The sequence below is a fragment of the Lujinxingia sediminis genome (genome assembly GCF_004005565.1).
Classification (GTDB): domain Bacteria; phylum Myxococcota_A; class Bradymonadia; order Bradymonadales; family Bradymonadaceae; genus Lujinxingia; species Lujinxingia sediminis.
Genome location: NZ_SADD01000001.1, coordinates 377,210 through 403,534, shown reverse-complemented (window position 1 = coordinate 403,534; position 26,325 = coordinate 377,210). Strand labels below are relative to the sequence as shown.

The window sequence follows — 26,325 nt, the reverse complement described above, 5'->3', positions numbered from 1 at the left end:
CCTGCAAAGATGCCGCGTTTCAGCGGAGGCCGAGCCCGGGATACGCGGCCAGAAGGTCGGCAGCCTCGGGCCTTTCGGCGAGCGTCTCGACTCGCCCGATGATGGCCCGCTCCAACACAGAGCCCTCGTTGCCGAAGAGTTCCTGGCGGGCGTTGTAGGCATCTTCCATGACCTCCAACCACGCCTGAAGCCGTCCGTTGAGGTAGCGCGAAGGGGCAAACACAAAGCTCGCACCATCGAGGAGTCGCGCTTCTGAGGTAGCCGGCCGTTTCTTCCGGTGAAGAGCCTCCAGGTTGGCCACCATCACCTCCCAGTAGGTCCCCAGAGCTTCGGCCATCAGCGCCTCCAGAGCATCAAGCGGCGCATCGGTGGCCTGCCCTTCGACCACGCGCCCGTCGAGCATGGCGTCGAAGCGTCCCAGATAGGCACGAAGGCGGGTATAGTTCGACGAGGCCAGCATCCTGGCCCCGGTGGGGTCATTGCCGTACTGCCCGAGCGGGCCGAAGATGCCGAAGTCCGCCAATGACGCTCGATCCCCGAAGAGGTAGAGGCGCCCGTCTTCCAGGGCCAACTCCAATGCCTCCAACGTGCGATGCGCACTGGCCATCAGCGTCGGGCGGTTGGCCTCGCTCACCCCCACCCCCTCCAGGCGTGCGACCACCGCAGCACGCGCGGCACTCCCCACAAGCCCCCCCACCCCGGGAAGCCCTGCGCTGAGCTCTCCTCCGATGATACGCTCGACATGACGGCAGTCCTCGCTGTGCATCCAACGGGAGAGGGCCATCCAGCGCACCATCCATTCATCAGCGAAGTCCTCCAGCAACAGACTCAGCGTGTCGATACCCTCGGGCATCCATAGCGGGCGGCGAACGTCGGCACGGCGCATCAGGTGACGGGCAATCGCGGTGGAGTCGCTCAATGCCCAGTCATCGCGCCGCAACATCGGCACCATCGTGCGTCCAGAGAGCCGTCGGATCACCGCGTAGCGATTCAGCGCATTCTGGATGGTCAGCCGATGCTCTACCCCCATGTAGGCCATCATCGCAGCGATCTTCATCGAATAGGGGCTGGCGCGGCTGATGAATAATTCATAGGACATAGGCGATCCTCCCGGGGAACTCATCGTTCGTCATGATTCCCCTCCCATAACGCCAGTTCGACGGGCTGGCCAGCTTGATCGGACTTGTAAGCATGCCCCACGCATCTTCTTTCAGCAGCCTCCCGGAGCTGCGAGCTGACGCATTCGCCACCACCGTGCGCGTCCCTGAATTGCGTAACATCGCGCTGACATCGCGGGTCGAAGCGATCCTCGATCACCCCGCGTTTCAGCGCCTTCGGCGCATCCGTATGCTGGGCCCCACCCACCTTGTGTACCCGGGCGCGGTGCACACGCGTTTTGAGCATTCACTGGGGGTCTACGGATGTACGCGCTGGTTTTTACAGTCGCTGGGGCGACTGCCGCAACTGGCCAGCTCCCTGAGTGAGGAAGATCTGCTCAGTGTGCTGGCCGCCGGTCTCTTGCACGACATCGGCCACTACCCCTTCGCGCATAGTCTGGAGGCGCTGCACCTCAAAGGTGAAGACACGCCCCGCCATGAAGAAGTCGGCGGCCGCATCATCATGGGGGAGTTTGAGGCTCTACGCGGCCATCGTACCATCGCCGACATTCTCAAGCGGGACTGGGGTGTCAATCCCGAGCGGGTCATCGCACTTTGCACCGGAGCTCTGGGGGAGAAGCCCTCCCAGGTTGATCGACTCCTGCACTCGATCATCAGCGGTACCATCGACGCCGACAAGATGGACTACCTGGAGCGCGACTCCCACCATATCGGCGTCCCTTACGGTCGCACCTACGATCGGGAGCGCCTGCTGGCCAACCTCACCCTCAATGCCCGCGAGGATGGACTGGCGATCGCCGCCAAAGGGAAGGTGCCCGCCGAGATGTTCGTGTTCAGCCGCTACACGATGTTCAGTGAGGTGTACTGGCACCACACCGTGCGCGCGGCCAGCGCCATGGTTGAGAACGCGATCGCGGCGTTCCATAGCCGCACGCAGCTCGACCCGGAGGACTTTCTGGGCACGCTGCTGAGCTGTGATGATGAGCAGCTCCTCCGATGGATCTTCGATCAGTCGCCCGACCCCAGCGCGCCGCGCTTTCTGCTGGGCGGACTTCAGACCACCCGTCGGCGGCTCTACAAGCGGGTGGCCACCTACAGCCGGATCTATGCGGAGCGCGACAAGCAGCGCGCCTACGAGACGATCTATGCGATGGAGCGGGCGCAGCTCTTTGATTTGACCGCACGCCTGAGTGCGCGCCTGGGCTCGGCCCTGGGCGTGCCCCTGCACCCGGCGGCACTGATCATCGACATCCCGCCTCGCGACAAAGACCGCATCGATACGATCGACGTGGTCTACCCCGAGGTGCGCGGCCGCCGCCACTATCCGCTGCACGAGCTCTCGCAGGTGGTGGCTGGCATTCAGGACGACTTTATCGCAGTGGTGAAGAAGATCCGCATCTTTGCCGAACCCACCCTCGCGGCGCGCCTGCGGGAGCTCGAGGGCCTGGATGAACTCTTGTTGGCCGAAATCCTCAAGCGATGACCTGGCCGGCAGACCTGTGTTCAGGCTTAAAGCAAAAACGCCCCAGGGGAGAGCTCCCCCTCGGGCGTTCTGGTTGAATCAACGACACAAATCATCTTCTCCTGGCCCACCCTCTCCGCATGGTTCCGCCATCAATCGGGTGCGTTCGCAACATCGCTGACAGCGACGCCATGCATGGATACGAGCACCTGGCCCCAAAGCCCCCCCTGTTCAGGCCTCACCCCAACTCGAACACCCCCAGATGCCAGATCGCAGATTCCTTCACGGGGGTGAGGAGCCCGGCAGGTCTCCTGCTGTTGGCTCGGCGTCGGCCACCCGAAATGTTTCGCGTCGCTGGCGGACCATTGCCACACCGGCACCCACAAGCAAAAGCAAGGGAACGCCGATAAAGAATGCCATGACAATCCACTCAATCATGTCGTCCTCCTGATTGGTTCGGGGTCGACTTCAAACGCCTCCACACCCAGGATGGTGCGATAGGGCGCGCGCCGGCATCGGGCCGACACTCTCGCGACGAGGGGAAGCGGGGGGCCTCGCATCGCCACAGCGTCAACGTAAACGCGGATCGCCCCCCATCAAGTCGGTCGCCACAAAGGCAGCGCGTTCAACGCTCGAAGATCAGCAAGTCCAGGATAGCGCGAAGCTCGGGGTCCTCGCCGGGCCGCGTACTTAAGATCGCAGCGAGTTGAGCGGCCGCGGTAGCACGGAGCTCACCGGAGAGCGGGCGCTCGCGCAGAGATCGATACACCTGCGCTCCCAGCGCGTCAGCGGCCTTGTCGCCTACTTCAAGCGATGGAGAGACGGGTGACGGCGAGGCAACATCAGGAGCGCTGGTCGGCGAGCTTTGCGCCTGCTGAGAGCTCTCAGGGCGCGACGGCGCGAAGGTCGCCGGGACCGAAGACGTCTCGGGGTGTTGCCAGAGGGCGCGAAGGCGCTCAAGAGGATCGCCCTGCCCTGCCGTCCAGGGCTGAGGCGCAGGCAGATCGCGGGCCTGCGCCATCAAATCGAGCAACCCCTCGACAGGCTGCTCTTCGCCACGCGCATCGCCGCGCTTTACAAGCGCCTGAAGCGCAGCGAGTGGATCGCCCTCGGGGGCCTCCTCCCACCAGAGCGTGGGGCGTTGGCTGCCCAGCTCCATCGCCCGCTTAAGCTTCGCCAGGGGATCTGTGGCCATCATCGTCGCTCCTCTCGATCATACCGAATCATCGGTCCCGGGCCCTCAAAAGCGGAGGGCCCTCCGATGCGCTGACTCTATGTCCGGGGCCTGGAATTATCAAAGTGACAGCGCGGATGATTTTTTTGCATTTTTAGCGTTGACACAACCAACCACCAGCTATAGAACCCTTCTCACGTTGGACGTCGCAACAACGACTGACAACAGCCACGCGGAAGTGGCGGAATTGGTAGACGCGCTGGCTTCAGGTGCCAGTGGTGGCAACACCGTGGAGGTTCGAGTCCTCTCTTCCGCATCCTAAAAAGCCGCACCCCTTTCGGGGTGCGGCTTTTTACGTTTCACCGCCCAAAATACCTCAAACGCCCTGGCACGTCGGCGTCGCGGATAACCGCAACGTCTGTGCCCCTGAAGCCACCAGGCGCGCATCAAGAGGCACACACTCCAATCCCCCTCCCACCCCGAACCTGACCAGGTTCTGGCGATGAGCGCCCCTCTCACGCACTCTCCGCACAAAAAAACGCCCCGATCCGAAGATCGGGGCGTCTTGAACTTCTCAGAAGAGCAGCGATACCAGGCACCGCTGCTCTTCTGAATAGCCTTACTCGGCCACAACCGCTTCCACACCGGCGATGACGGCGGGCTCGGCTTCGAAGGTCATACCAACCGAGATGGCGTCTTTCTCACCGTCACCATCGACGTCGTGAACGACGAGCGCGGGAGCCAGCGAGGTGACCGCGCTGCAGTTTTCGGCGATGTCGCCGCAGATGGACTCATCGTCGACGCAGCCAGCAAGCTCGGCTTCGGTGTACTCAATGCAAGCGCTTTCCGCTTCCATGTTGATGAGCTTCTCGGGGTTACCCAGGCACTCACAGGTGGCGGTGACGTTGTTGATGGTATCGACCAGCTCCTGGAAGAGCACCAGACCACCGAGGCGGCCGTTCTCAAGGGTGACACCGGTCTCAAGCGAGCTCTCTTCGGCCACGACGTCGGCCGAGATCACAGCGTTACGCACCGCGAGAGAGAGTTCCAGGCCGAAGAGTTCCAGTACGATCACCACGGTACCCGGGCCGGCTTCCACAACCGAGACGCCGCCATCATCAACGATGGTCGCGTTAGGAAGAACCGCCTGAGGGGCGACGCCGCTGTCGAAGCTCGCCGGATCGATGATCTCACCATCGGCGGTGGACTCCGCGCCGAGCAGGAAGTTGACGTTAAATTCCTGCCCGACTTCGAGGGCCGTCAGACCGTCGTGCTCAAGGATGAGGCTCAGGGAGCCATCGGCGATGCCGTCAGCCAGCGAACCGTTGGCCAGCGAGCCAGCCAGCGAGAGGCTGTTATCCTCAAAGCCGTCGCCGTCAAGGTCGAAGCAGCAGTCGGCACCGGCGATCTGCAGAGCGCTGATCTTGGAGGCGGCACCAAACTCGAAGGTCTCCGGATCTTCGTCGCAGCGCTCGGACGCACCCTCTTCACCGCAGCGGGCGGGCGGGGGAACCAGATCGATGGTGCCGTCCGGCCCCGGACCGGTGTCGGCGTCAGGGCCGGTATCTTCTTCACCGCCGTCGTTATCTACACCACCGGTATCTTCGTCGCCGGCGTCGGTCTCAACGTCGGTTTCACCGGGCTCATCTCCCCCACACGCGGTCAGGGTGGTGGTCGCCATACCGGCGCTCATAAGAAGGACCATCAAAAGTTTCAGAGTGTCATTCAGCTTCATCTACTACCTCCGGGGGGTGTCCTCACACCGGACCTCTCCAGAAGAGATCACGGCTATGCGGTGTTTTCATGACTGGATTCAGGGCCAGCCTCTTGAATGATGCAAACCATCGGGCGGACGCTAACAAAAGACGTGATCGAGGGTCAAGTTTCTCCTTTGCAAGTCTTGACAGTGCGATCCCGGTGCTTCTGCCCTGCGAAGAGCCAGCCGAGAAGGGCCCGATTCGCGGGGTGGACAGGACTTGATGTCGCGCTACAATCTCAGACCGCATGGCTCTCTGAAGAGCCCGCTGTGCCAAACGTTTCCGATACTGCGAGTAGACCTGTGCCACGACGCCTTCTTTTTTGCCTGACGCTGACTTCGGTCACGCTCGCCAGCACGCTGAGCTTCGCCCAGACGCCGCTTTCCGATGGTGAGGCGTACGCGCCAAAGATGGCCGCGCTGAATGAGCTTTTGGTGACCACACAATTTGCACGTTCCCCCCTGAACTTCCCCTGGGAGCGCGTGTCCGCCCGGGAGGTCGGCCGCCAGGGGCGCATCGACTTTGAGCACGTCTACGACATCCCCTTTAGCGAGGTGCGAACCTTTGTGGAAAGCGCCTACCTGCAGCGTACGGAGTTCGTGGAAGTCGATCCGGACGCGGTGCCTCATACCGAGGTTACGCAGCTTCGCGTCATCGGCATGGAGCTCGGGCAAACGTACGCGCGGCTCAATCTGGGCCATCCCGATGTAGCCCCCCAGTTCTCGGTGGAGCTCGAAGCCGATGGGCGTCGCACCCGGGTGCTGATTCGTAACAGCACCTCGAACCCCTTCTACAGCGGCTTTACGCCGGCGCGGGCGCCCTTTGAGCCGGCCGGCGCCGCGCCGATCAACTTCCGCTGGAACTAAGGGAGAGCCTCCGGCCGCGCTGCAGCCCGGCCGCACTCCCAGGAGCGAGCTCCCCGTTGTTAAAGTCCATCGCCCGCACCGTGGCGCGCAAGGTCGTCGACCGCGCCGCAGATCTTCTACCGACCATGCTCGATCCCCGCTTGAGGAGCCAACGCATGAACCTGCCCGCCATCGATCGCGCCGCGCATGTTCTCCTGGGTAACCCTCGCGTCCTCGTCTGCGTGGGGAGCGGTCTCTCCGCCGAGAGCGGGGTACCGACCTTCCGCGGTCCGGGAGGCATCTACAGCGATGAGGAGATCGCGCACCTTACCCACGTCGACACCTTTGAAAGCGACCGGGAGCACATGCTCACCTGGTATCAGGAGCGGCGTGAGCAGCTGCACCGCATCCACCCCAACCCCGGGCATCATGCGCTCATCGGGCTCTCGCAGACCGGGGATTACACCATCTCCACCCAGAACGTCGATCATCTGCTCGAAGCAGCCAGCGACGCAGCGGGCTTTCGCCCGCGCATCTATCATCTGCACGGCTCACTGCTGAGCGTGCGATGCCATGCGTGTGACTATCAGCTCGAGGATCTTCACCTCGACCTCAGCAAGCAGCCCCGGTGTCCGGAGTGCGCCGGCCCGCTTCGCCCCGGGGTGGTTTGGTTTGGCGAGACGCTCCCCGAAGATGCCCTGGAAAGGAGCATGGAGCTCGCCCGCAACGCCCAGGTCTGCCTGATCCTGGGCACCAGTGGGCTGGTCTATCCGGCGGCCGCGCTTCCGGAGACGGCGCGGCGCCACGGCGCCACTCTCATTGAGGTCAACCCCCACTTGAGCGCCCTCTCGGACATCAGCGATATCGTCATTCGCGGCAAAACCGGCGAGGTGTTGCCGGTCTTGCTGCGCCGGGTGCAAGACCTCAACCGGGGTTGAGCGCGTGCCACTGCGGCCCGCCTAATGCGGCAAAACCAAAGGCAAGCTCTGCGGCTACAAGCTCCCAGAAGAGCTGCCCCCCCAGACCGGACCACCACACCCAGTCGGTGGAGCGCTCGACCTCTACGGTGAGCACACCGAGCGCACGGTCGGCGTAGAGCACGGGAAAGGCCAGCGTGGCGTACGCGCTGCTTCGCGCTGGCTTATAATAGTCACTGAGCCTGCTCCAGGGTGAGCGATCCTCGATGCTCGACCACTCCGGGCTGCGTGCATCCAGAAGCGTACCGCTGCCCTCGTCGATAAAGAGCTCATTCTTAAAGCGCAGGTTATCGCCGCTTCCATGTCCACCGGCCAGCGTGAGCGCGCGGCGCAGGCGTACGGCCAGCGCCGAGATGCCCGAGTCGACCCGCTGGCGAGCGGCCACATCGACAGGGATATCCAGCTGATCAAAACGCGTCCAACCGTGCGGGTGAGCATAACGCAGCCAACGCTCCCCCTGCCGATCGACAATGTAGGCAATGGCCACCGAGGGCACCTCCACCTGCTCGGCGATCAGGGCGGTGACCTTTGCGATGTAGCCGTTGACCACAGCCTCACCTGTCTCACCGGAGCGGATCGCATCCTCAGCAATGTGGCGTATCTGTTGGACGATCCGCAGTTTACTGGCGGCGAGCACATAGATGGAGGAGTGACGAAGCACACGTGCCAGCTGCGCAGCGATCTCGGTGATCAGCGCCAGCGCGTGGGGCGCCGGTGCCTGGGGCTGAGCAAAATTAAACGCCACAAAGCCCAGAAGCTCCGGCGCCCCCTGAGTGTGACTGATCATCGGGACCATCCAGCAGGCCCGCGCCATCGGTCGCTCGTCTAAGGTATGCCACTCCCCGATCCGCGCCCGGGGCGCATCGCCGGTCCACCAGCCGGGAAGCCCCCGCTCGGAAGACGCCTTCTTCTCGGATCGTATAAAAACATGGCAGCAGGTCTTCGGCTCAGCGAGTTGCCTGGCGAGTGCCTCGGTGAGCACGGTGGGTGGTGAACTCTCATCCACATCAAGCACCATCCCGACCAGCCGGCGCGCGCTCTCACGGCACGCCTCGCCATCTTCCTCCTGCGCGAGTTCGTCGCGGGCAGGCTCACCGTCGAAGAAGAGTCGCTCGGCCAACACGTCGACCGTAGCGGCGGGTTGCTCCAGGTGCCCGAGTTCCAGCGGTTGCCGGCTGAGCAAAATCGACGCGGAGTGATCGCAGCCAAGCCACTCCGAAAAACTGCTCATCAGTTGATAGAGCTGCGCTTTGACTGCCAGGTCGCTTCGCTCCTCAAAAAAGAGTCGCACCCCGTTTCGGCGACAGGAGCGCAGCGCCTCACCGACCAGGTGCGGTAGCTGCTCAAAGCCCACCTCGGGAACGATCCGATCGGCCCGCACCAGCACAAACCCCAGAAACACAGGCTCGCCGCCCTCCCTGCTCTCGGTGACCGCGACCAGGCGATGCTCGGCCGACTTCCAGACCATCCGATGACTTCCGTATCGCCAGGTCTGCAAGAGCTCATGGAAGTCCCAGATGCCCTCCTGGGCGGGCTCACACACATCCTCGCGCACCACATAGGCGCCCAGCCCCACCGAGGAGTGCTCGAAGCCCGGGCAAACAAGCACTTCGTCGATTTTGAAGTAGCGTAGCCAGACGTTGAGCATCGTCTTCAGGTGAAACGCGATGACCTCTCTGGTCTGCTCCGAGATCTGAAATCGCCCGGTGGCGCAGATGGCGTCATCTTGAGTCATCGAGACATCCTGAAAACAGTAGGAATGGCCAGCAGGCCGCGCCTGCTCTAAGGTCGACACGTTGATCGGGTCCGATAGCAACGGGCCAAAAACGGAGAGCCCCCACGTGAAGCAAGGTCTTAAAAAGGTATCACGCGTCGCGCCACCGGCACGAGTTCTTTTGGCCGCAATGCTTGGATGTGCGCTGCAGCTGAGTACGGTGCCCGACGCGCAGGCCCAGTCGGTGAGCACCCAGGTATGGGTAGTGCCCACGGGAGGCACACATGCGCTCTGGAGCTACCAGGTGCAAGTCTCCCCGCAGAGCGCGCAGATCACCCGACGCTCCGACATCCCGGTGAGCCTTCAGGACGGGAGCCTCGCCGGTTATACCGCCGCGCTCAAGATGCCCGGCGGTCACCTTCTTCTGGGCGATGGCGCGGGGCGCGGGGCGGTGCGCTTTGACGCCGACGGCGACGAAGTTGACTCGTTGAGTGCACCGGGTCAGTGGATCAGCTCGCCCGGGCTAGCCGTAGTCTCACTCCTTGACGACAACACCCCCGGAGAGCTCTTGATGGGGGACAACACAGTGGGGCGCGCGCATGTCTACGACACCGTGGAGGGGCGCTACATCTGGTCGACATCTCTGGGGCTGTCCAACGCAACGGCCCGGGTGGCCGCTGTAGCGGCGCTGCCCGGGGAACGCTTCGCGCTGGCCGTGAACTGGCCGGCCGTCGAACGTTCGGGCCTGCTGATCTTCGATCGTGACACGCATAATGAGCCAGCCACCGTGCTGCTCTCAGCCGAGCATCCCGACTGGCAGGATCCCCTTATTGTTCCTGAACTTTCGACGCTTCGCGATATGATGGCGCTGCCCTCCGGCGAGCTCCTGATTGCGACGTCGGGCGCGCTTCTTCGCCTGAACGAAGATGGCGAGGTGGTATGGCAGGCGCAGCTGGCCGAGGCCGGGGTCGGCGGCGAATTTCTGGCGCTGAGCTGGATCTCGGAGCGCTTCGCCATCGCCTCGACGCATCAGCCAGGGCTGTGGACCTCGCCGCATCCCAATCACCGACTTCTCGTTTACGATACGCAGGGCGGAACGGCCCCTCTCTCGCGCAGCACGCCCCTGGACGGTGCGCCGCTGGCCATTGAACTTGCCGCAGGCCACGGTGCCACGCGCACCTTTGGCCTTGAGGCGTCCCGGGGCGATGCCACACTCAGCGACCTGAGCACGCTGGTGGTCTACGATGATCTGAAGCTGGCCGAAGACGAAGTCGCCCCCGGCGCTCCGCTGGGCCTCAGCCTGGGGGTGCGTAACGAGGCCGCCGGAGCGACCTTTGTGCGCTCATTTGAACTTCTGGCCGCGCCCGCTTCCTGCGAAGCGACGTCGGATTGGAGTGCAGAACGCTGGCACGAGGAGGTTCGCCTGTGGATGTACAGGGAACCGACCCTGCAGCCACAGCAGGAGCTGATGCTCAGCGGGGAGGCCAACACCGCCCCGCTCTTCATCGGTTCGTGGTGTGCGCAGGTGGTGGCCGAAGATCGTCGCGGACAGGGACGCTTGATGGGCAGCCCGGCACCTTTCGCCATCAGCGCGGGAGAGGGGGCCAACACCGTCGAAGTGGAATCGCTGGGGCGATTTGAGCCCGGTCAAACCGGCACAGACCCCGCTCCGGAAGTGCCCTCGGAGAACCCGGAGGGAGGATGCAGCACGGGCTCAGGTGCCCCTCTCCACGCCGGGTGGCTCGCCATGGTCGCGCTGGCGTTTCTCCGCCTGCGAGGCTGGCGAACGGACTAGCGACGACGGTGAAAACGACGCTCGGCGTCGCGCGCGACAGCAAGCTCCCAGCGCTGCGCGTCCTCGGCGTGCTGCTCACGGGCCTCGGGCTCCCAACGCTGGGCACCCTCTTCATCATCGAGACGCGTCTGATATTCGGCCACAACCCGCACCCCTACCCCTCGCCCCACGGGCACCACACGCGCGACCAGACGGCGGCGACGCGCCTGGCTGAGTTCCTCATAGTGGCTCACCACCAGAAACTGCTCTCGCGAGCTCACATCAACCCCGGGGCTGTTGGCCTCCACGCTCTCCGCAAGCGCTTCGTAGAGGACCTCCGCCGCCGAGCTCGTAGACGAAGACGCTGCGTCCTGCTCAGACGTCGAGGCCGGGGTGCCAGCACATGCTCCGCCCAGCGTCACACACAGAGCCGCAACGGCCAGGGGCCATCTTGCCCCCCGATTCAATAGGCGATACCGTCTGGCGCGTGGACGACCTACCGGTGTCGCTTCGTGTGCCGGGGGCGACGACGTTTTTTGAACCCGCTCTTTCTGGAGTCTCATTGATGCCTTCTCAACCTTTGCGCGCTCTGCTGATTGCCGGTGCAATTTTGTCATGCGCGCCGGCCTGCTCTTCGTCCAACGCCTCTAAAAGCGACGAGCTTCCCACCGAGGAGCGCGTCGAGGCGCCCTCAATCTCGGTACAGGAGCTGGTGCTTCAAGGCAACGAGGCGCTTGATGCCCGAGCGTGGGATGACGCGATCGCCGCCTACGACGAGGTGCTGGCCATCGACCAGCAACGCTGGGACGTGCACATGAACCGCGCCATCGCGCTGACCTTTGCGCTGCGCTACGACGACGCCATCGCCGCCATCGGCGATGCGCTGTCGGCCGGCGGTCAGGACGAGCCGCAGGTCTACTTTAACCTGGGCAATATTTACCAGGAGCGCGGCCTCTACCAAAACGCGATCACCGCCTACCGCGCCTCCATGGCCGCCGACGACGACAGGCTTGATGTCGACACCCTGCTCAACATCGGAGCTGCCTACATGTTCTTGCGGGCCCATCCACAGTCTCGGCAGGCTCTGGAGAAGGCCGCGGAGCTCGCGCCCGACGATCCACGGCCGGTGCACAGTCTGGGGATTCTGGCGTTTAGCGAGGAGAACCCCGATGAAGCGCTGAAGTACTACAACGAGGTTCGCGCGCTCGATCCAAACTACGCACCGGCCTATTTCAATCAGGGTTTTATACTCGCGAAACTCGGTGAGACGGAGGAGGCCGCGCGTGCCTTTGAGCGCTACCTGGAGTTGGCACCAGAAGGCCCCTACGCCACGCGTGCGCGAAATCAGGCCAACCGGCTCCGGCGTCGCTGAAGACGCTCACAGAATGCGCTGTAGAAGCCCCCGAAGCCCACCACAGAGGCTTCGGGGGCTTTTTTATGCGCGCCTCGCCGTCGTCCCTGATGTACGGGCGCGTTTGGCCCTGGCGACGCCTTGCGCCTTCAGACAGCGGACGCTTTTGCGCTTCGCAGCGACCGTCCGGGCCTCCTGAAGATCCGCGCGTACCATCGCTCTAAAGCCTTCCAGTGAGAGCGGAATAATGCACCGCATCTGCTTACACTGTAACAATAAACACCATATAGCCCCACTGTAACTCTACACCATTTGCACTTATCCTATAACTTTAACCCCAATAAATAACATCAAAACAAACTTGACCACATACAAAGCGTTAACACTATACTCTTCGTATCGTGATGCTGTGGGCGTGGACATCTAAGGAAGGATGAACATTACCCATCGCGGGCCGTGGCAGCGGCCGAAGTCGCTCACCAGGGAGGTGGAGCGAAGCGTCATAACGTACATCTTTGTTGTTTGAGGGAGGATGAGTATGGCAACGGGTTCTGTGAAATGGTTCAACAACGCCAAAGGTTTCGGATTCATCACTCAGGGAGGAGAAGACGACATCTTCGTCCACTACAGCCAGATTGAGGGCGAGGGTTTTAAGACCTTGAAGCAAGGCGAGGTCGTGGAGTTTGAACTTCGGCGTGGACCCAAGGGCTTGCACGCGGCGAGAGTGCTGCGCAGCCACGAGCACGACTACTCGATGTGAGCAGAGCTGAAGGCTGACGCGAGGTCAGCCTGAGAGCAGATACAGGCCATGGGCGGCTCGGGGAGCCGCCCATGGCCTTTCTTCATGGGGGGCAACGCCCTCCGTCCAACGTCATCTTCTAAAGGTGCGAGCACCGCATCCACGGGCAACAAAAAAGCCCTACCCGGCGATCCGGGTGGGGCTTTTTTGTTCGCATCCTGACTGTGATGCGCGTTCAGGCGTTGATTTCGATGCGCATCAGCTCGCTGCCCAGGAAAACATAGTCCCCATGGATCATCTCCGCCTCACCGCTGACCGGTGCGTACGTACCGTTCTTCGAGTCGAGGTCCTCAAGCCAGACCTGCTCCTCGCGCCAGACGAGGCGAGCGTGGCTTTTGGAGATATGCCGGTCGTCGGGGAAGATCACGTCGGTGCCTTCGCGTCCGATCGTCAGGGTGTTCTCCGCGTTGCAGTAGGCTGCTCCCGGACGTCCCCCATCGAGTACGTGCACGATGCGGAAGGTGTAGGGGCGCGGCGGGCTGACGTACATCAGCGTGTCTTCGCGCATCGGGTACTCGCTCTTGAGATCGAGCAACTCCAGACGGAAACGCTGCTGCCCGACCAGAAACTCCTCACCATCCTGAAGCGCCCGAGGCTCACGGATGCGTTTAAAGGTACCATTGAGGCTCTTCTCATCGCGCAGGTAAAGCTTGTTGGCTTTGTAGAAGAAGCTCGCGTGTTTCTCGGAGAGGAAGGGATCGTCGGGAAAGAGGATCACTCCATTGGAGCGCCCGGCGACGTGGGTCGTGGAGTTGAGGTGGTAACTCAAGCCCTCCAGGCCCTGGCCGCTGATAAGAATGATCTTGGCGCGCCCCGGGGCCTGCATCGCACCGAAAAAGAGGGTCTCATTGGCCTGCTCACGACCGTCTTCATTGTAGCTGGCGCCGCAGCGACCGCAGTAGAAGTGCTCTTCCGGGACAACAGCTTTACAGTTGGCACATAAACGGGCGCTGGACATGCTCAAAACCTCCACAGGCGCCGCACTCCCTTCGCTGGAGAGGCACGGCTTGTCGACATCATCGAATCAGCGTGGCGAAGCGTAAGAGGTGGGGGCCAAAGGATCAAGAGCCGCGGGGGCGATCGAGCGTGTCAGACGAACTCTCAAGTGCGTGACGCGCCTCACGCAGGGCTCGGCGCACCGCCGGTGTGGCGCGTGCCTCAAGATCCCGCATGGTCTCCAGAGCCTCGACGTCCCCCAGCGCCGCGAGGGCGTGAGCTGCAGCGATGACCTCCCCGGGAGCTTCGGCGCGAAGGTGGGATCGCACCTGGTCTTTCAGTTCAGCGGAGTCAGGAGCGTGGCGCGCCACGGCCTGAAGAGCGTGCAGGCGGAGTGCGGGGTCGGAGCTTTGAAGGGAGGCGCTGAGCCAGCGTGCGATCCCTTCGTCGGCTCTGCCCTGAGGGGTCGGCACGTTCGCCAGGCCCACCATCGCGAGCAGTGCCTGGGATTCGGTCAGCACACTATCCTCGGCCGCCTCTACCAACGCCTCAAGGGTCGTTGTGCCGGTGTAGGCTTGCCACAACAACGCTGCGGAGCTGCCTTCGGGCACTATGCCATCCCGGGAAAGTTCAGCGGCCATCGCACGCATCGGCTCGAAGTTCCCCAACCCGTCGGCGCGCTCCCGGGCGACATCGTCAAGCAGGGCCATCGCCAGCCCCTGCCAGCGCGCTACATCGCGACCGGCGACTCGACGTAACCCGTCACCGACCGCATCCGGCGCGCGCTCGACTGCGCTCCCTGTATCAAAAGCTGCCTGCGTTACCAGAAGGTCCTGGATTCGCCAGGCGTTGCGACGCCAGTCAAACGCCTGCGATTCGTCTTGCCACCGGCGCGCGCTCGACGTCGGACCATCACCTGTATGCAATGCACCACGAAGCCCCTGCGCGGCGGCCGCTCCTGTGTGCACATCGGCTTCCAGGTAGGTGGTCCACAATGCGTCGATCGCTTCGGGCGAAGCGATGGCGCCGAGTACCTGCGCCGCCTGGGCGCTGTGTGCGCTGGAGGGCGCGCGCAGCAGCGCGATCAACGCGTCCGGGCTCGCGTCCTCATAGGCTCGAGCGGCGGCGGCCATCACATGGCGTGCGTTTCGCGCCCTTCCGGCGGTCCGCAGCGCCTCCAGCCTTTCGGCCAGAACGCTACGCGACGCGGCCCCGCCAAGACGCGCTAACGAGGCCAGTGCCAGAAGTTGATCATCGCTCTGCCCGCTCCCCTGGCCCACGATCTCACGTAACGTCTCCACGGCGGCGCGCTGCGAGGGCATAAAACCAAGCGCCCACAGCGCGCTCTGACGAACCGTAGGATCGGTATCGGCGGCCGCCTCGATCAGCGGGGCGACCAGACGTGCGTCACTCAGGCGTGCCGCCGCAACAATCGCACTTACACGCGTGGCCTCTCCACGATCCCGAATCATTCGGACGAGCATAGGAACGGCCAGTTCCACTTCCAGCTCAGCGATCAGCCGCAGCGCTCGGGCGCGCTGCCCCACATCATCGCGTTGCACCATATCAAGCAGGAGGGAAGCCGCTCGCCCCCCCAGGTCCCGAAGCTCCCCGGAGGTGCGCTCTCGGGTCTCATCGTCGCCATGATGCGCAGCGACGATCCTCGGACTGCTCAGACGGCTGTAAAGTTGCAAGAGAAGTCGCCCGTGCGCATCCCGTACCGGCAACCGAAACGCCAGCGGGTACCATCGGGCCTCCAGCGCTTCGAGCCGCCCGGTGTGTGCGGCGCGGCGCAGCAGCTCCTCGCCCGCCTCCAGGATCAGGGCGTCTTCGGTGGCATCGCGTACCACCTCCCAGAGGACATCATCGCCTTCGGCGTCCCGTTCCATCGCGATCAATGCCCGTCCCAGGGCCAGCTTCAGATCAAAAGCCTGCGGATCGATCTCAGTGGCCGCGCGGTAATGACGCACCGCCTCCTCCAACTCGCCCGCCTCTTCATAGATGCCAGCAACGCGAGCCTGAGCGCGCGCATCGTCGGGATTGACCTCCAGCGAGCGCACCGCAAACTCGACGGCCTGCGCCTCCGACGAGGACTCCAGCGCGTACTCCGACATCCTGGCGAGCAGATCCGCGGCGAGCTCTGGACGAAGCTCGGCCAGGCGCTCAAGAGCGTCGATGGCGCGGGCATACTGACCGGCTTGAACATACGCGCGCTCCAGGAGCGTCAGCGCGCTGACCATCTCTGGAGCGTCGGGAGCGAGCGACGCGATAACGGCCTCGATCACCTGCGCGCCCTGTTCGAACTCCCGTAATCGCAGATGCGCCTCGGTTAGAAAGAAGCCTGCCTGCACGTCGGAGTCAGTGCGTACCGCGGCCGCCCAGGTCTGCATCTGGGCGCGCAGGGTCTGCTGACGTCGGTAGAGTTCGACGATGCGCGCGCGAGCCTCCTGCTTCCACTGCTCGCGTTCGGCCTGCGCGTACACCTGAGCCCAGGCTTCGGCGGCCTCATCCCATCGTCGCGCACGCTCCAGGGCGTTGGCCAGCCCGCGACGCACGCCGACATGATCCGGCGCCTCTTCCAGCGCGCGGAGATACGCGCCGATACCGAGGTCGGTGAGGCCGCGATCGACCATGACCTCGCCCATCCGCGCCAGTCCTTCGATGCGTCCAAGGCGAGAGTCGGGAAGGCGCTGCCAGGTCTCAATGGCGCGCTGTCGCTCCCCTCGTGCGAAATAGAACTCGGCCAGCGCGAGGAGAACCACTTCATCCTGCGGATCCAGACGCTCGACGCGGGCGAAGGTCGCCTCAGCCCGATCTTCGATATCCCATCGCGCATAATGATCGGCGATCTCGAGAAGCACATAGCTGTCATCGCTGAAGCGCCGCTCCAACGCCCTCAAAACGTCGAGTGCCTCATCGCGTTCCCCCATGCGCATGTGATGACGGGCAAGCTCCAGGCCGAATCCGTGGCGCCTTGGTGCCGCACGCATCAGTTCGCGGTAGGCCGCCGGCAAGTCCTGCTCTCGCCCCATCCTCTCATAGATACGAATGATCTTCTGACGCGGCTCTTCCGCGCTACGATCGCGAGAGGCCGCTCGCCGATACAGACTCAACGCATCTTCGAGCTTTCCAGTCTCGGCGTAAACATCAGCCACAAGCATCTGTTGGTCGTAGCCACCACGTGACCAGGCGCGGGCGTAACGTTCCAGAAACGCGCCAAGTTCACCGGACTGGCGATAGATATCGACCATGCGCGCGCGCATCTCCCCCACTCTCCAATTGTCGGCACGCAACAGACCGATCGCCTGTTGCAGACTCTCCAACGCGCGGTCGTTCTGTCCCATCGACGCAAAGATCTCGGCGCGCTCCGAGAGAAACTCCGCACGCCGAGCGGTGTCGCGGCCGACCATGCGCAAGAGCGCATCGTACTGTTCGAGCGCCTCGTCCCACTGCCGGTACTGCAAAAGCAGCGCGGCGAAGTCCCGACGAACAAACTCATCGTTGGGTGAGAGTTCGATGCGGCGCTTGTAAAAGTCGATGCCCCGCTCAAAGTCCCGCTGAGAGAACGAGAGTTCCGCAAGGTTCTGCAGGATCTCTCCGCGTCGGGTGCGGCTCTTCTCCAGTTCCAGTGCACGCTCAAAGTCGGTGAGCGCGCCGGCGCGCTGGCCCATCATCAGGCGCACCTGACCTCGGCTTAACCACGCGTTAGAGCTCTCCGCGCCCAGCTCTACAGCGCGCTCATAGACAGTCAACGCGTCTTCGAAGTCTCCGCGAGCGCGTAAAAGATGCCCCAGAACCAGGTGGAGGTTAAGCGACTCCGGCGACCGATCCACCCGCTGGCGATAATGCGTGATGAGACCGTTCAGCCCACTGCCGCGGCCCACGTGGAAGAGAAGACTCTGCAGGTGACGCTCCTCGGCGGGGTTGGACTCCACAAGCTCCATATAACGCTCGACGATGCGCTGCTGGCGCTCATCGCCGCTTGTGACCTCAAAGTCCTGCGCGTGCAGTGAAGTCGGCGCCGAAACGAGCGCCAGGGTCGACGCGGCGAAGGCCGCCACCGTGGTGGTTTTGCACCAACGCCCCACCTTGCTCATCTGCTTGCTCCCCTTCGATTCCCGCTCGACCATGGTGTCTCCTCGTAGCTCCCAACCTCGACGCGTGCTTCGGCCATTCCTCCGTACTCCCGGCCTTACGCTTCGCGCTCCAACTCCACAAAGAAGCGGTGCGACTTGAGATAGTCGCTGATCGCCTGGCCCACAACCTCGAGACGATCGCCCGGAAAGTACCCCCGCGCCAGCGTCTCTCGTCGGCCTTCTTTGAGCACGATATCCAGACGTGCTTGCCCCCCGAAGCCCCCTCTTACAAGTTTCAGGCCTTCGACGTCGCGCAGAGGTACCGAAGCCTCTTGCACGCTGGCCATAAACCGGACCTGCACCTGCAGCTGACGCCTCGGACCGTCAAAGATCCACCACTCACGACGAAGTGCGCTCACCGAACCCACGATCACCGCGAAAAGTAGCGCCATGATCGCAAGCGCCACCCAGTAGAGTCCGGGCACCGGCTCGGCCTCCCGATAGCGGCCCAGATAGTCCGGCAAAAGGATCAGCGCCAGCCCCCCCATCACCAGCGGAAAAGAGAGCGCCGCGCGTCCCACCGCCGCCCTCGTCTGCCCCAGGCGACTGCGACCGACCTCCAGAGTGCCCTCCCGCTCGGCTGCCACGATGATATCTGCCATCTTTCTCCTGAATCTACCGTCAAATGCGCGCAGCGAACGACACGCGACTTAATCATCCTGACAAATCAGTGTATGACGTGCGGGAATGCCGCCGCCTTCCGAGTCGGTTGGCTCGCCGGCCTTCCGGGCCCTGTGCATCGACGCCTTTCTCTTTCGCGACACGTCGTTATGGTCGTCAGTTTACGTCGAAAACAAGTCAACGTCTTGCCCTATCGGCTCGCGTTGTGGAGCCTCGTCGCCCTGATCGCGGCGGTCGTCCTGCTCCAACGCAACCCGATGGCGGTCGACGCTGAATTGCTCCCGGGCGAAGGGGTGGAACTCACGCGTGAGGCCCGCGCTGATGTGCTGGTGGTACTGGACTATGATGCCATCCGTCAAAGCGGCCCGGCGTTTAGCCAGCGTGACTTCAGCGCCGCCTGGATCAACCTCGTCGAGCAAGAGTTCGGCCCGGTTGCCATCGCCACCCCGCAGACGCTGGCTGCAAGCATGCTCGATGAAGCGCGCGTGATTATCCTGACGTCGAGCGTCTCCAGCGATCTTCCGCCGAGTACGCTCGACGTCGTTCGTCGGCGCGCACGTGAGGGCAATCTCGTTGTGGTAGAGCGACCCGGCGGGCAGCTTCGCGAGATGTTCTCGGCCAATGGCCGCGCCGGCGTTCGACGCGGCCAGCGCATCACGCATGCCGAAGGGCTCGACGAGCCCTACCTCACCCAACTTCGTCAGAGTCCGGTCGCCACCGACTTTATCGGCTCAACTTCGCCACGTGAGGGCGCCGAGACCTTGCTGTCGATCGACGGAGCCCCGGTCATCTACGCCCTGCCGGTCGGCCGCGGTCACGTGATCACCGTCGACTTCGACTTCGGTGAGCACCTCGTCTCATTGCAGCAAGGTCGCCCCGACGAGGAGTACCGGGTGCGGTCATCCGGGGTGCAGCGCTCGCCAACAACCGCCGACCTGGTGGCCGACGCCAAACTCCTCGGCAGTGAGGTCCCCTACGCCGATCTTCTCGAGCGCTACATCGCCTACGGCGTGATCACGCGTTTTGCTCCGGTCCCGGCGTTCTGGGCCTTTCCCGGCGATGCTCAGGGAGCGGTGGTCTTCCTGCACGAAGACGCCCGCCTGGGTGACGGTGGCGCCTGGAAGCTGGAATACGAGAACAGCCGACGGGCCAGCAGCACCCTGCTGACCACCGTCGATGCCGGGCTGAGTAAGGAAGGTGCAGAAGCCATCCACGCACGCGGCGGAGAAGTTGGCCTGCTCTGGCGCTTCCCTCACCCCACCACCGCGAGCTATGCGCCGGATGGCTTTGGAGCCTTTCAACCCTTTGAGCGGCCCGTTTCCATCGAGGCTCAGCTCGATCAGCTCCGCAAGGTACTCCCCGTCAATTACGTGCGCACCGCCCGCTCCATCGAAGGGACGTGGTCCGAGGACTGGAGCGCACCGCTGGCGGCGCTGGCCAGCGCCAACATCCGCATCGACGCGAGCTATGCGGTACCAGGCCAGAGCGGCTACGCCTTTGGAAGCGGCCTTCCTTTTCTGGCCCTGAGTGACGAGGGCGTCCCGCTGGGGCTTCGTGAACTTCCGGTGGTATTTCCTCCCGACCGCCTCGAAGGCCCCGAGTTCGATGCGTTGCTCGAAGCGAGCGCGGCGGGCCATCACCAGGTCATCAGCGTTCTGACCGATCCGGCTGCCTTCGCGGACTACCCCAACGTCGACGACTTTGAGGCGTGGCTGGCCAAGTTCGAATCCATCGAGGCCCACGGACACCTCGTTATGAACGCACTCCGCCTGGACGCCTTTCAACGTTCGCGTCGCGCCGGTTCGATCCGCAGCCGCATCATCGAAGACACAGAACTCCCCGCGCACACCCGGCAGTCTGACGATCGCCCGCGCCACGGCACGATCATGCGCCTGAGCGTCGAAGCCAAAGAGCGCAACATGAGTGTGGTGGTTCCGACACGCGTCGGCGAACACGAGTTTATCGGCGCGCGCAGCGGAACGCGCAGGGTCGGTGGCGAGCTGATGTCGAGTGAGGTCGAAACCCTGGAGACCTCGCTTATCGGGCTGGAGTTGCGGCAGGTGCCGCTCTCCCAGGGCTTCAACACCTTTGAGTTTTACTACGACTGACAGGCCTATGGCGCGACAACGCACAATACTGGGAGCGCTGACCTGGGATCTCGGCGCGTTGATCGTACTGGGACTTCTGGCGCTGCTCTGGGGAAGCCTTCAGGAGCCGAGCGTGCAGCGCACCGAGTCGCTTCAGGCCAACGGTTCGCGGCCTCCCGATCGCACCGAGGGTGATGTCCTGTTGCTCCTCCCGGCGACGCCGGCCGCTCAGGCCGCGGAGCTTCGAGCGCTGGATTGCAGCTACGGGTGGTTTAACGCCCTCTGGCACCACTACGGTGCCTTCGCCACCGCCCAGAGCGACAACCTCTCCCCGCAAATTCTGGCAGGACGTAGCGTGGTGATTGTCCCCGAGCGTGTCGCCCTGGGATTACCTCGCGCCGCGCTTGGCGCACTGGAAGACTTCGCCCGACAAGGCGGTCAACTCGTCGTGGAGTTGCCGCGCGAGGGCTGGGAGACGATCACCGGCGTCTCCACGACCGGAAACGTCGGCCAGGCCCGACGCGTCACCTCGGTCGATGGGCTCGGGGCACATGGCCCCATCCGAGAGCACCTGGTCGACGCCCCCCTCTCCGGTCCGCTCCTGCCTTCCGCGCCCATGCTGCCGCGACCGGCCGGCCCGGTCATCCTCGAAGTCGAAGAGCAGCCCGGCCTGCTCGTGCAACCCCTGGGAGAAGGACAGGTCTTCACTTTGCTCTTCGACTATGCCTGCTCGTTGACGGCATTGCATCAGGGCAAGCCCACGCGTCAGATGGAGTTTGGCCCGCCCGGAAGTCCGCGCTGGCAGCCGAGCGAGGGTCGTGTGGCCCACGAGCGTCTGCTCAGCTCTCATGTACCCTACGCAGACCTACTCAAGCGTGCGCTCTTCGATCGTTTCTCGGAGCATCGCCCGATGCCACGCCTGTGGCCCTTCCCCGGGCACCATATGGGCGCGGTGGCGAACGCCCACCCCAGCGCCGAGTCGCCGCGTGCGGCGCTGGGCTATGCTGATTGGGCGAGAAAGAATGAGGGCTATGCAACGATCTTTACGGCCGCGGATCGCTTCACCGCCTCCCAGGCAGCGCTGGCCGACCAGGTGGGCGCCGAAGTTGGCCTCTTATGGGTGCTGGGCCAGGAGCGTGCCGCGCTCACGGAGAGCCGCGGCGTAGGTGCCCTGCAACCCTGGGCGAGCGAACTCCCCCTGGCCGAACAACGCGTCAGGCTGCAGGCCAACCTGGGCGACCTGCAACCGGTCCGCCTGATGCGAACCGAAGCCTCGCTCTGGGAGAATGACTGGGACTCCACCTTCCGACGCATCTCGGCGGCAGGGCTTCGTGTCGACACGAGCTTCGGACCGACCAGCGCCGAACATTTTGGCTACCTCTTTGGCAGCGCGATGCCCTACTACCCGCTTGACACCCGAGGGCTTCCACTGCCGGTTCTCGAAGCCCCCTTCGTTCTCAGCGGGGCGAATATCGACCCGGCGCGCTTGCAGCGGATGCTCGTCAACAGCGAGACCTACTTTCATCAACCCCTGACGGTCAGCGTGCCCGCCGACGCGATGGCACGCGAGCCTGCCGCCGGCATCCTTCTGGGCTTTCGTCAACTTCACGCCCTGGCTCGCGATCACCAGCACTGGGTCACCACCGTCGGCGACCTTGTCGACTTTCTGATCGCCCGTCGTCAGTCCGTGCTGACCAGTCAGTGGTCGAGCGCAGAGCAGCGACTTACGATCTCGGTCAACGTGCTTGGCGCGCGGCTGGGTAGCGCCCCGGAGGGAGCCATCGCCAGCGTGGCGTTCCCGCGCGAATTTGAAGGACGCCCGATCCGTCGGGTCCTCGTCGATGATCAAGAGGTCGCCATCAGCCGACTTGCCAACAGCGGCCCCGGTGATGAGCGCATCCTTGCGATGACACCGGGTCGCCATGTCATTACCGTCTACTACAGAGCGCCCACGCCCTCCCCTGCGGATGCGGCTCCGGCGGCCATTCCCAACGACTGAAGAGATGATACGCCGCCAGGGGCGTCATGCCTCAGCGCTCGTCCTTCGTGACCCCGGGTAGCGGCTCATCGTCAGCGCTGCCCTCGTTTTTCCCCTCCGCAAGCGGCTCGCTCCCGGAGACCGCGCTTTTTCGAATGCGCCAGGCCTGGTCGCGCTGTTCCGCGGTGATGTAGACCGCTCCCCACCACAACCATGCCAGGTAACCCAGCACGGTGTTGAGCACCCAGCCTACCAGCAATCCGCCGGCAACCCCTGCCGATCCCTGGATCACCGCCGCACTCGCCCCGAGCGAGCAGCCCATCATCCCGGCAAAGACCGCCGCGACCGCAAAACCGGTGAGTAGGAGCGCGACATGCCGCCTGGCCATCGTCGCCGATCGCGTCAACGCATCAAGCACACCGGACTGCCCCACCGCCACCAGGTAGGGGGCAAAAGCCAGGAAATAGAGCGCCACCAAACCGGGCAGTACACAGAGCGCAAGCCCGATCGACACGATCGCTCCCACCAGGATATTCACCAGAAACGTCGGCCCCACTCGCGAGAGCATCCCGCGCACCACCTCGCGCAAGGACATCACCGAGGAGGGCCCCAGCATCGCGAGATCGCGCAGGGCTCGGAAAAGCAACACACGCAGGGTAAGCACGACCGCGATCTCCACCGCGCTGATGCTTTGCAGGATCACCGCCTGAGGACCTCCGGCTGGCAAGGGATCGCTTCCCTCTTGCCCCCAGATCAACGCCGCACTTGCCGCAACGAAGATGAAGTCGATCGCTGCGATCGCCAGCCAGGGCACCAGCACTGTGCCCCAGCCCAGCCGCACCAGACGCGAGAAGTTCTGCCCCAGCTCATCGATGCCCGTTGGCGGCCTCGCTACCATCTTCCTGGATTGTTCCGTCATAATTGACCCCCTTCATCCCGGTGAGGCGGCCCGCCTTGCGCCGCTCCGGGCTCAATGCTACATCCTGCCTCGATTGCAACAGTGCCCTTGTGTTGGCCTGTCGCCGCCCCCGTAGCCCAACCGGTAGAGGCAGCGGACTTAAAATCCGTCCAGTCCGGGTTCGAATCCCGGTGGGGGCATCTACCTTCATCCTTTCAAAGCTAAGCGCGGCCGCCGGTCTCCAAACCGGCCGCGCGCGTGCCCCGCGACGAGCTGCGCCGTGCGTCGACGTCCTTCACCCGGCGCTGTGCGCTGACGCATGACGTGCATCACCCCATCGGGGTGGCGAATCGCGACACGGTGATCACGATGGTCCTCCCGCTGCTCAGCTGGCCTGTGCCCTTGTGCGAGCGTGCGGCGAGGGGGATGTGGAGATGACTGGCTTCGAGGTAGCTCTATGCAAACGTTTCCATGGAAGTTCTTTCGGAGTGGTGCTGTCGATCAAGTCCATCTGACCCGTGGCGAAGAGCTCGTTCGCCTGGGGGAGCTTGATCAAAAATTATGGGTGGCACTGGCCTGCCCGACACACGGCGTTGAATGTGATCGCCGCACCCTTGAGTTCCTCGACGCCGATCAAGACCGCCGTATTCGCGCCTCCGAGCTGATTGCTGCAACGCAGTGGATGGGAGAGGTTCTCAGCGATGTCGAAGAACTCGCCCGTCGTAGCGATGTGCTGCCCCTGAGCGCGATCGCAACCTCCAACGAGGAGGGCGCGCTGCTGGAGAAGACAGCTCGCGAGCTCCTGGACAGCCTGGGCAAAGGCGACGCCAACGAGATCTCCCTGCAGGAGGCGATCGATGCCATCGCGCGCTTCGATCAGCAGGCCGCCAACGGCGACGGCATCGTCCCGCCGAAGTCATCATCCGACCCGGATCTTCAAGCGCTCATCGCCGATATCGTACGATGCACCCCCGACGCTCCGGTTGACCGCAGCAACGAGCCCGGTGTCAATCGCACATGCGTCGAAGCCTTCTTTAAGAGCCTCACCGAACGCCTCAACTGGATTGAGAAAGGTCAGTCCGAAGCCATTCTCCCGCTCGGCGATGCAACGCCCGGGGCCTACCGCGCCGTGGAGTCGGTGCGCGAGAAGATCGACGACTACTTCGCCCGAGCCAGGCTTGCGGCCTACGATGAACGCGCGGCAGCCGTTGTGAACCGCTCGCAGGAAGCCTACCTGGAGGCCACGCGTGAAGCGCTAAGCGCCGGCGCTGACGCGCTGGTGGACTTTCCCCTGGCACGCGTCGAGCCCGGCCGTCCCCTTCCCCTGGTCGAAGGCATCAACCCCGCCTGGACCGATGCCGTGCACGCGTTTCGCCAGCTGGCCGTCGAGCCCTTCTCGGGCGACTCGGACACGTTGAGCGACGAGGCATGGTCCGAGCTTAAAACCAAACTCTCCCCGATGCGTGACTGGATGGCCGCCGAGCCCGCGACGCAACTCACCCGGCTAAGCGAGGAACGGCTGCGTGAGATTGCCGAGAGCGATGGTCGGGCGAGACTCGAAGCCTTGCTCGATGCCGACGAGGCCCGTGCCCCTCAGGCCAGCGCGATCGCGCGCGTCGAGAAGCTGCTTCGCTTCAACGCCAATCTCCTTGATCTGGCCAACAACTTCGTGGCCTTCCAGACCTTCTACCGACGCCAGGGGCCGGCGATCTTTCAAGTCGGCACCCTCTACATCGACCGGCGCGCCTGCGACCTGTGCGTGCACGTCTCCAACGCCGATCGCCATATCAAGCTGGCGGGCCACTCCAACGCCTACTTGCTCTATTGCGACCTCAAGAACGCCCGCGGTGAGACGATGTCTATTGCCGCGGCGGTCACCGACGGCGACGTCGACAACCTGATGGTCGGCCGAAATGGTGTCTTCTACGATCGTCATGGCAAAGACTGGGACGCCACGGTGACGCGCATCGTCGACAACCCGATCAGCGTACGCCAGGCCTTCTGGAGTCCGTACAAAAAGGCGCTGCGCTTACTCGAAGACCAGCTCGCCAGGCGTGCGCGGGCCGCCGAGGCAAAGAGCACGAAAAAGGTCGAAGCAAGCGTCGCAAAAGTCGACGAGGCAACCTCAACACGTCCGGCGGAGCCGACCGGCTCCGGGGCTGTCACGGGCACCGACCAGCCTTCCCCACCGAAGATGGATCTCGGCACGCTGGCTGCTATCGGCGTCGGGGTCGGCGGACTTACCGCCGCGCTAAGCCTCTTTCTGGGCGCGTTTCTCGGCCTGGGCATGTGGATGCCCCTGGGGATTCTTGGTCTTATCCTGCTTATCAGCGGCCCCTCTATGCTGATCGCCTGGCTGAAGCTGCGCACCCGCAATCTCGGCCCCTTACTCGACGCCAATGGCTGGGCCATCAACGCCATGGCCCGGGTCAATGTCCCACTTGGTCGTTCGTTAACCGGAATCGCGGCACTCCCCGAAGGGGCCTCCCGTGAATTACACGATCCTTTCGCTGAGCGTAAAAGCCGCTGGCCCCGCTACCTTCTGGGGGCGGCTGCCACGATCGTGATCACCCTGTGGTGGACGGGCCAGTTAAACACCTGGCTCCCCGAATCGACCCACCGTGAGGCCATTTTCGCTCCCGCGCCTGCCCCTCCCACAAACACGCCGGCCAACACGTCGGCTCAGGCCACGTGAGCC

At 63.8% G+C, this 26,325-nt stretch carries 19 protein-coding genes and 2 tRNA genes; 11 read left to right on the top strand and 10 right to left on the bottom strand.

Annotated features, from left to right (window positions below):
- Positions 1-19: 19 nt before the first annotated feature.
- Positions 20-1,099: a glutathione S-transferase family protein gene (locus EA187_RS01640; protein ID WP_164855889.1), complete on the bottom strand. Its 1,080-nt coding sequence runs from the start codon at positions 1,097-1,099 to the stop codon at positions 20-22.
- 92 nt (positions 1,100-1,191) lie between these two features.
- Between EA187_RS01640 and EA187_RS01635 the strand changes: the two genes are divergently transcribed.
- Positions 1,192-2,601: an HD domain-containing protein gene (locus EA187_RS01635; RefSeq protein WP_115603236.1), complete on the top strand. Its 1,410-nt coding sequence runs from the start codon at positions 1,192-1,194 to the stop codon at positions 2,599-2,601.
- A gap of 261 nt (positions 2,602-2,862) precedes the next feature.
- Here EA187_RS01635 and EA187_RS20245 read toward each other — a convergent pair whose 3' ends face one another.
- Together EA187_RS20245 and EA187_RS01630 are read right to left on the bottom strand one after the other, a co-directional pair.
- Positions 2,863-3,018, bottom strand: a complete 156-nt coding sequence (locus EA187_RS20245; protein WP_164855888.1) for a hypothetical protein — start codon at positions 3,016-3,018, stop codon at positions 2,863-2,865.
- A gap of 187 nt (positions 3,019-3,205) precedes the next feature.
- Positions 3,206-3,775, bottom strand: coding sequence for a hypothetical protein (locus EA187_RS01630; protein WP_127778957.1), 570 nt, complete (start codon positions 3,773-3,775; stop codon positions 3,206-3,208).
- Positions 3,776-3,986: 211 nt separating this feature from the next.
- Here EA187_RS01630 and EA187_RS01625 point away from each other — a divergent pair.
- A tRNA-Leu gene (locus tag EA187_RS01625) sits at positions 3,987-4,070 on the top strand.
- Between the two features lie 303 nt (positions 4,071-4,373).
- Here the strand turns inward: EA187_RS01625 and EA187_RS01620 are convergent.
- Positions 4,374-5,489, bottom strand: coding sequence for a hypothetical protein (locus EA187_RS01620; protein ID WP_127778956.1), 1,116 nt, complete (start codon positions 5,487-5,489; stop codon positions 4,374-4,376).
- 324 nt (positions 5,490-5,813) lie between these two features.
- On the opposite strand from EA187_RS01620, the gene EA187_RS01615 reads away from it, so the two are divergent.
- On the top strand, positions 5,814-6,377 hold the full coding sequence (locus EA187_RS01615; RefSeq protein ID WP_127778955.1) for a hypothetical protein: 564 nt from the start codon (positions 5,814-5,816) through the stop codon (positions 6,375-6,377).
- A gap of 56 nt (positions 6,378-6,433) precedes the next feature.
- Positions 6,434-7,294, top strand: coding sequence for an SIR2 family NAD-dependent protein deacylase (locus EA187_RS01610; protein ID WP_115603240.1), 861 nt, complete (start codon positions 6,434-6,436; stop codon positions 7,292-7,294).
- Here EA187_RS01610 and EA187_RS01605 read toward each other — a convergent pair.
- Complete coding sequence (locus tag EA187_RS01605; protein WP_115603241.1) at positions 7,281-9,068, bottom strand: hypothetical protein; 1,788 nt, start codon at positions 9,066-9,068, stop codon at positions 7,281-7,283. The two genes, EA187_RS01610 and EA187_RS01605, sit on opposite strands and share 14 nt — an antisense overlap.
- 160 nt (positions 9,069-9,228) lie before the next feature.
- On the opposite strand from EA187_RS01605, the gene EA187_RS01600 reads away from it, so the two are divergent.
- Positions 9,229-10,842, top strand: coding sequence for a hypothetical protein (locus EA187_RS01600; protein ID WP_127778954.1), 1,614 nt, complete (start codon positions 9,229-9,231; stop codon positions 10,840-10,842).
- On the opposite strand, the gene EA187_RS01595 is transcribed toward EA187_RS01600, so the two are convergent.
- A complete protein-coding gene (locus tag EA187_RS01595) occupies positions 10,839-11,243 on the bottom strand; it encodes a hypothetical protein (protein WP_127778953.1) in 405 nt (134 codons plus the stop codon). The genes EA187_RS01600 and EA187_RS01595 overlap by 4 nt on opposite strands.
- Before the next feature lie 143 nt (positions 11,244-11,386).
- On the opposite strand from EA187_RS01595, the gene EA187_RS01590 reads away from it, so the two are divergent.
- Both EA187_RS01590 and EA187_RS01585 read left to right on the top strand, forming a co-directional pair.
- Complete coding sequence (locus EA187_RS01590; RefSeq protein WP_164855887.1) at positions 11,387-12,193, top strand: tetratricopeptide repeat protein; 807 nt, start codon at positions 11,387-11,389, stop codon at positions 12,191-12,193.
- 517 nt (positions 12,194-12,710) lie between these two features.
- Positions 12,711-12,932: a cold-shock protein gene (locus EA187_RS01585; protein ID WP_115603245.1), complete on the top strand. Its 222-nt coding sequence runs from the start codon at positions 12,711-12,713 to the stop codon at positions 12,930-12,932.
- Between the two features lie 214 nt (positions 12,933-13,146).
- Here EA187_RS01585 and EA187_RS01580 read toward each other — a convergent pair whose 3' ends face one another.
- From EA187_RS01580 to EA187_RS01570, 3 genes are all read right to left on the bottom strand, one after another.
- Positions 13,147-13,929 (bottom strand): double zinc ribbon and FHA domain-containing protein, encoded by a 783-nt coding sequence (locus EA187_RS01580; protein WP_127778952.1) that lies wholly within the window; start codon positions 13,927-13,929, stop codon positions 13,147-13,149.
- A gap of 103 nt (positions 13,930-14,032) precedes the next feature.
- The gene (locus EA187_RS01575) at positions 14,033-18,037 is read right to left on the bottom strand and encodes a tetratricopeptide repeat protein (RefSeq protein WP_127778951.1); all 4,005 of its coding nucleotides are present in this window, start codon (positions 18,035-18,037) and stop codon (positions 14,033-14,035) included.
- Between the two features lie 62 nt (positions 18,038-18,099).
- On the bottom strand, positions 18,100-18,645 hold the full coding sequence (locus tag EA187_RS01570; protein WP_115603248.1) for a hypothetical protein: 546 nt from the start codon (positions 18,643-18,645) through the stop codon (positions 18,100-18,102).
- Positions 18,646-18,849: 204 nt separating this feature from the next.
- On the opposite strand from EA187_RS01570, the gene EA187_RS01565 reads away from it, so the two are divergent.
- Positions 18,850-20,772 (top strand): hypothetical protein, encoded by a 1,923-nt coding sequence (locus EA187_RS01565; protein WP_206524153.1) that lies wholly within the window; start codon positions 18,850-18,852, stop codon positions 20,770-20,772.
- Positions 20,773-20,779: 7 nt separating this feature from the next.
- On the top strand, positions 20,780-22,750 hold the full coding sequence (locus tag EA187_RS01560) for a polysaccharide deacetylase family protein (RefSeq protein ID WP_115603250.1): 1,971 nt from the start codon (positions 20,780-20,782) through the stop codon (positions 22,748-22,750).
- A 31-nt stretch (positions 22,751-22,781) separates the two neighbouring features.
- Here the strand turns inward: EA187_RS01560 and EA187_RS01555 are convergent, their stop codons facing one another.
- Positions 22,782-23,648, bottom strand: coding sequence for a hypothetical protein (locus tag EA187_RS01555; protein ID WP_127778949.1), 867 nt, complete (start codon positions 23,646-23,648; stop codon positions 22,782-22,784).
- Between the two features lie 105 nt (positions 23,649-23,753).
- Between EA187_RS01555 and EA187_RS01550 the strand changes: the two genes are divergently transcribed.
- Together EA187_RS01550 and EA187_RS01545 are read left to right on the top strand one after the other, a co-directional pair.
- Positions 23,754-23,827 (top strand) — tRNA-Leu (locus EA187_RS01550).
- Between the two features lie 257 nt (positions 23,828-24,084).
- Complete coding sequence (locus EA187_RS01545; protein ID WP_127778948.1) at positions 24,085-26,322, top strand: hypothetical protein; 2,238 nt, start codon at positions 24,085-24,087, stop codon at positions 26,320-26,322.
- Positions 26,323-26,325 lie beyond the last annotated feature (3 nt).

Coding starts and splice junctions, on each gene's coding strand:
- EA187_RS01640 (WP_164855889.1), bottom strand. CDS start 1,099: ATGTCCTATGAATTATTCATCAGCCGCGCCAGCCCCTATTCGATGAAG.
- EA187_RS01635 (WP_115603236.1), top strand. CDS start 1,192: ATGCCCCACGCATCTTCTTTCAGCAGCCTCCCGGAGCTGCGAGCTGAC.
- EA187_RS20245 (WP_164855888.1), bottom strand. CDS start 3,018: ATGATTGAGTGGATTGTCATGGCATTCTTTATCGGCGTTCCCTTGCTT.
- EA187_RS01630 (WP_127778957.1), bottom strand. CDS start 3,775: ATGGCCACAGATCCCCTGGCGAAGCTTAAGCGGGCGATGGAGCTGGGC.
- EA187_RS01620 (WP_127778956.1), bottom strand. CDS start 5,489: ATGAAGCTGAATGACACTCTGAAACTTTTGATGGTCCTTCTTATGAGC.
- EA187_RS01605 (WP_115603241.1), bottom strand. CDS start 9,068: ATGACTCAAGATGACGCCATCTGCGCCACCGGGCGATTTCAGATCTCG.
- EA187_RS01590 (WP_164855887.1), top strand. CDS start 11,387: ATGCCTTCTCAACCTTTGCGCGCTCTGCTGATTGCCGGTGCAATTTTG.
- EA187_RS01585 (WP_115603245.1), top strand. CDS start 12,711: ATGGCAACGGGTTCTGTGAAATGGTTCAACAACGCCAAAGGTTTCGGA.
- EA187_RS01580 (WP_127778952.1), bottom strand. CDS start 13,929: ATGTCCAGCGCCCGTTTATGTGCCAACTGTAAAGCTGTTGTCCCGGAA.
- EA187_RS01575 (WP_127778951.1), bottom strand. CDS start 18,037: ATGGTCGAGCGGGAATCGAAGGGGAGCAAGCAGATGAGCAAGGTGGGG.
- EA187_RS01570 (WP_115603248.1), bottom strand. CDS start 18,645: ATGGCAGATATCATCGTGGCAGCCGAGCGGGAGGGCACTCTGGAGGTC.
- EA187_RS01560 (WP_115603250.1), top strand. CDS start 20,780: ATGGCGCGACAACGCACAATACTGGGAGCGCTGACCTGGGATCTCGGC.
- EA187_RS01555 (WP_127778949.1), bottom strand. CDS start 23,648: ATGACGGAACAATCCAGGAAGATGGTAGCGAGGCCGCCAACGGGCATC.
- EA187_RS01545 (WP_127778948.1), top strand. CDS start 24,085: ATGCAAACGTTTCCATGGAAGTTCTTTCGGAGTGGTGCTGTCGATCAA.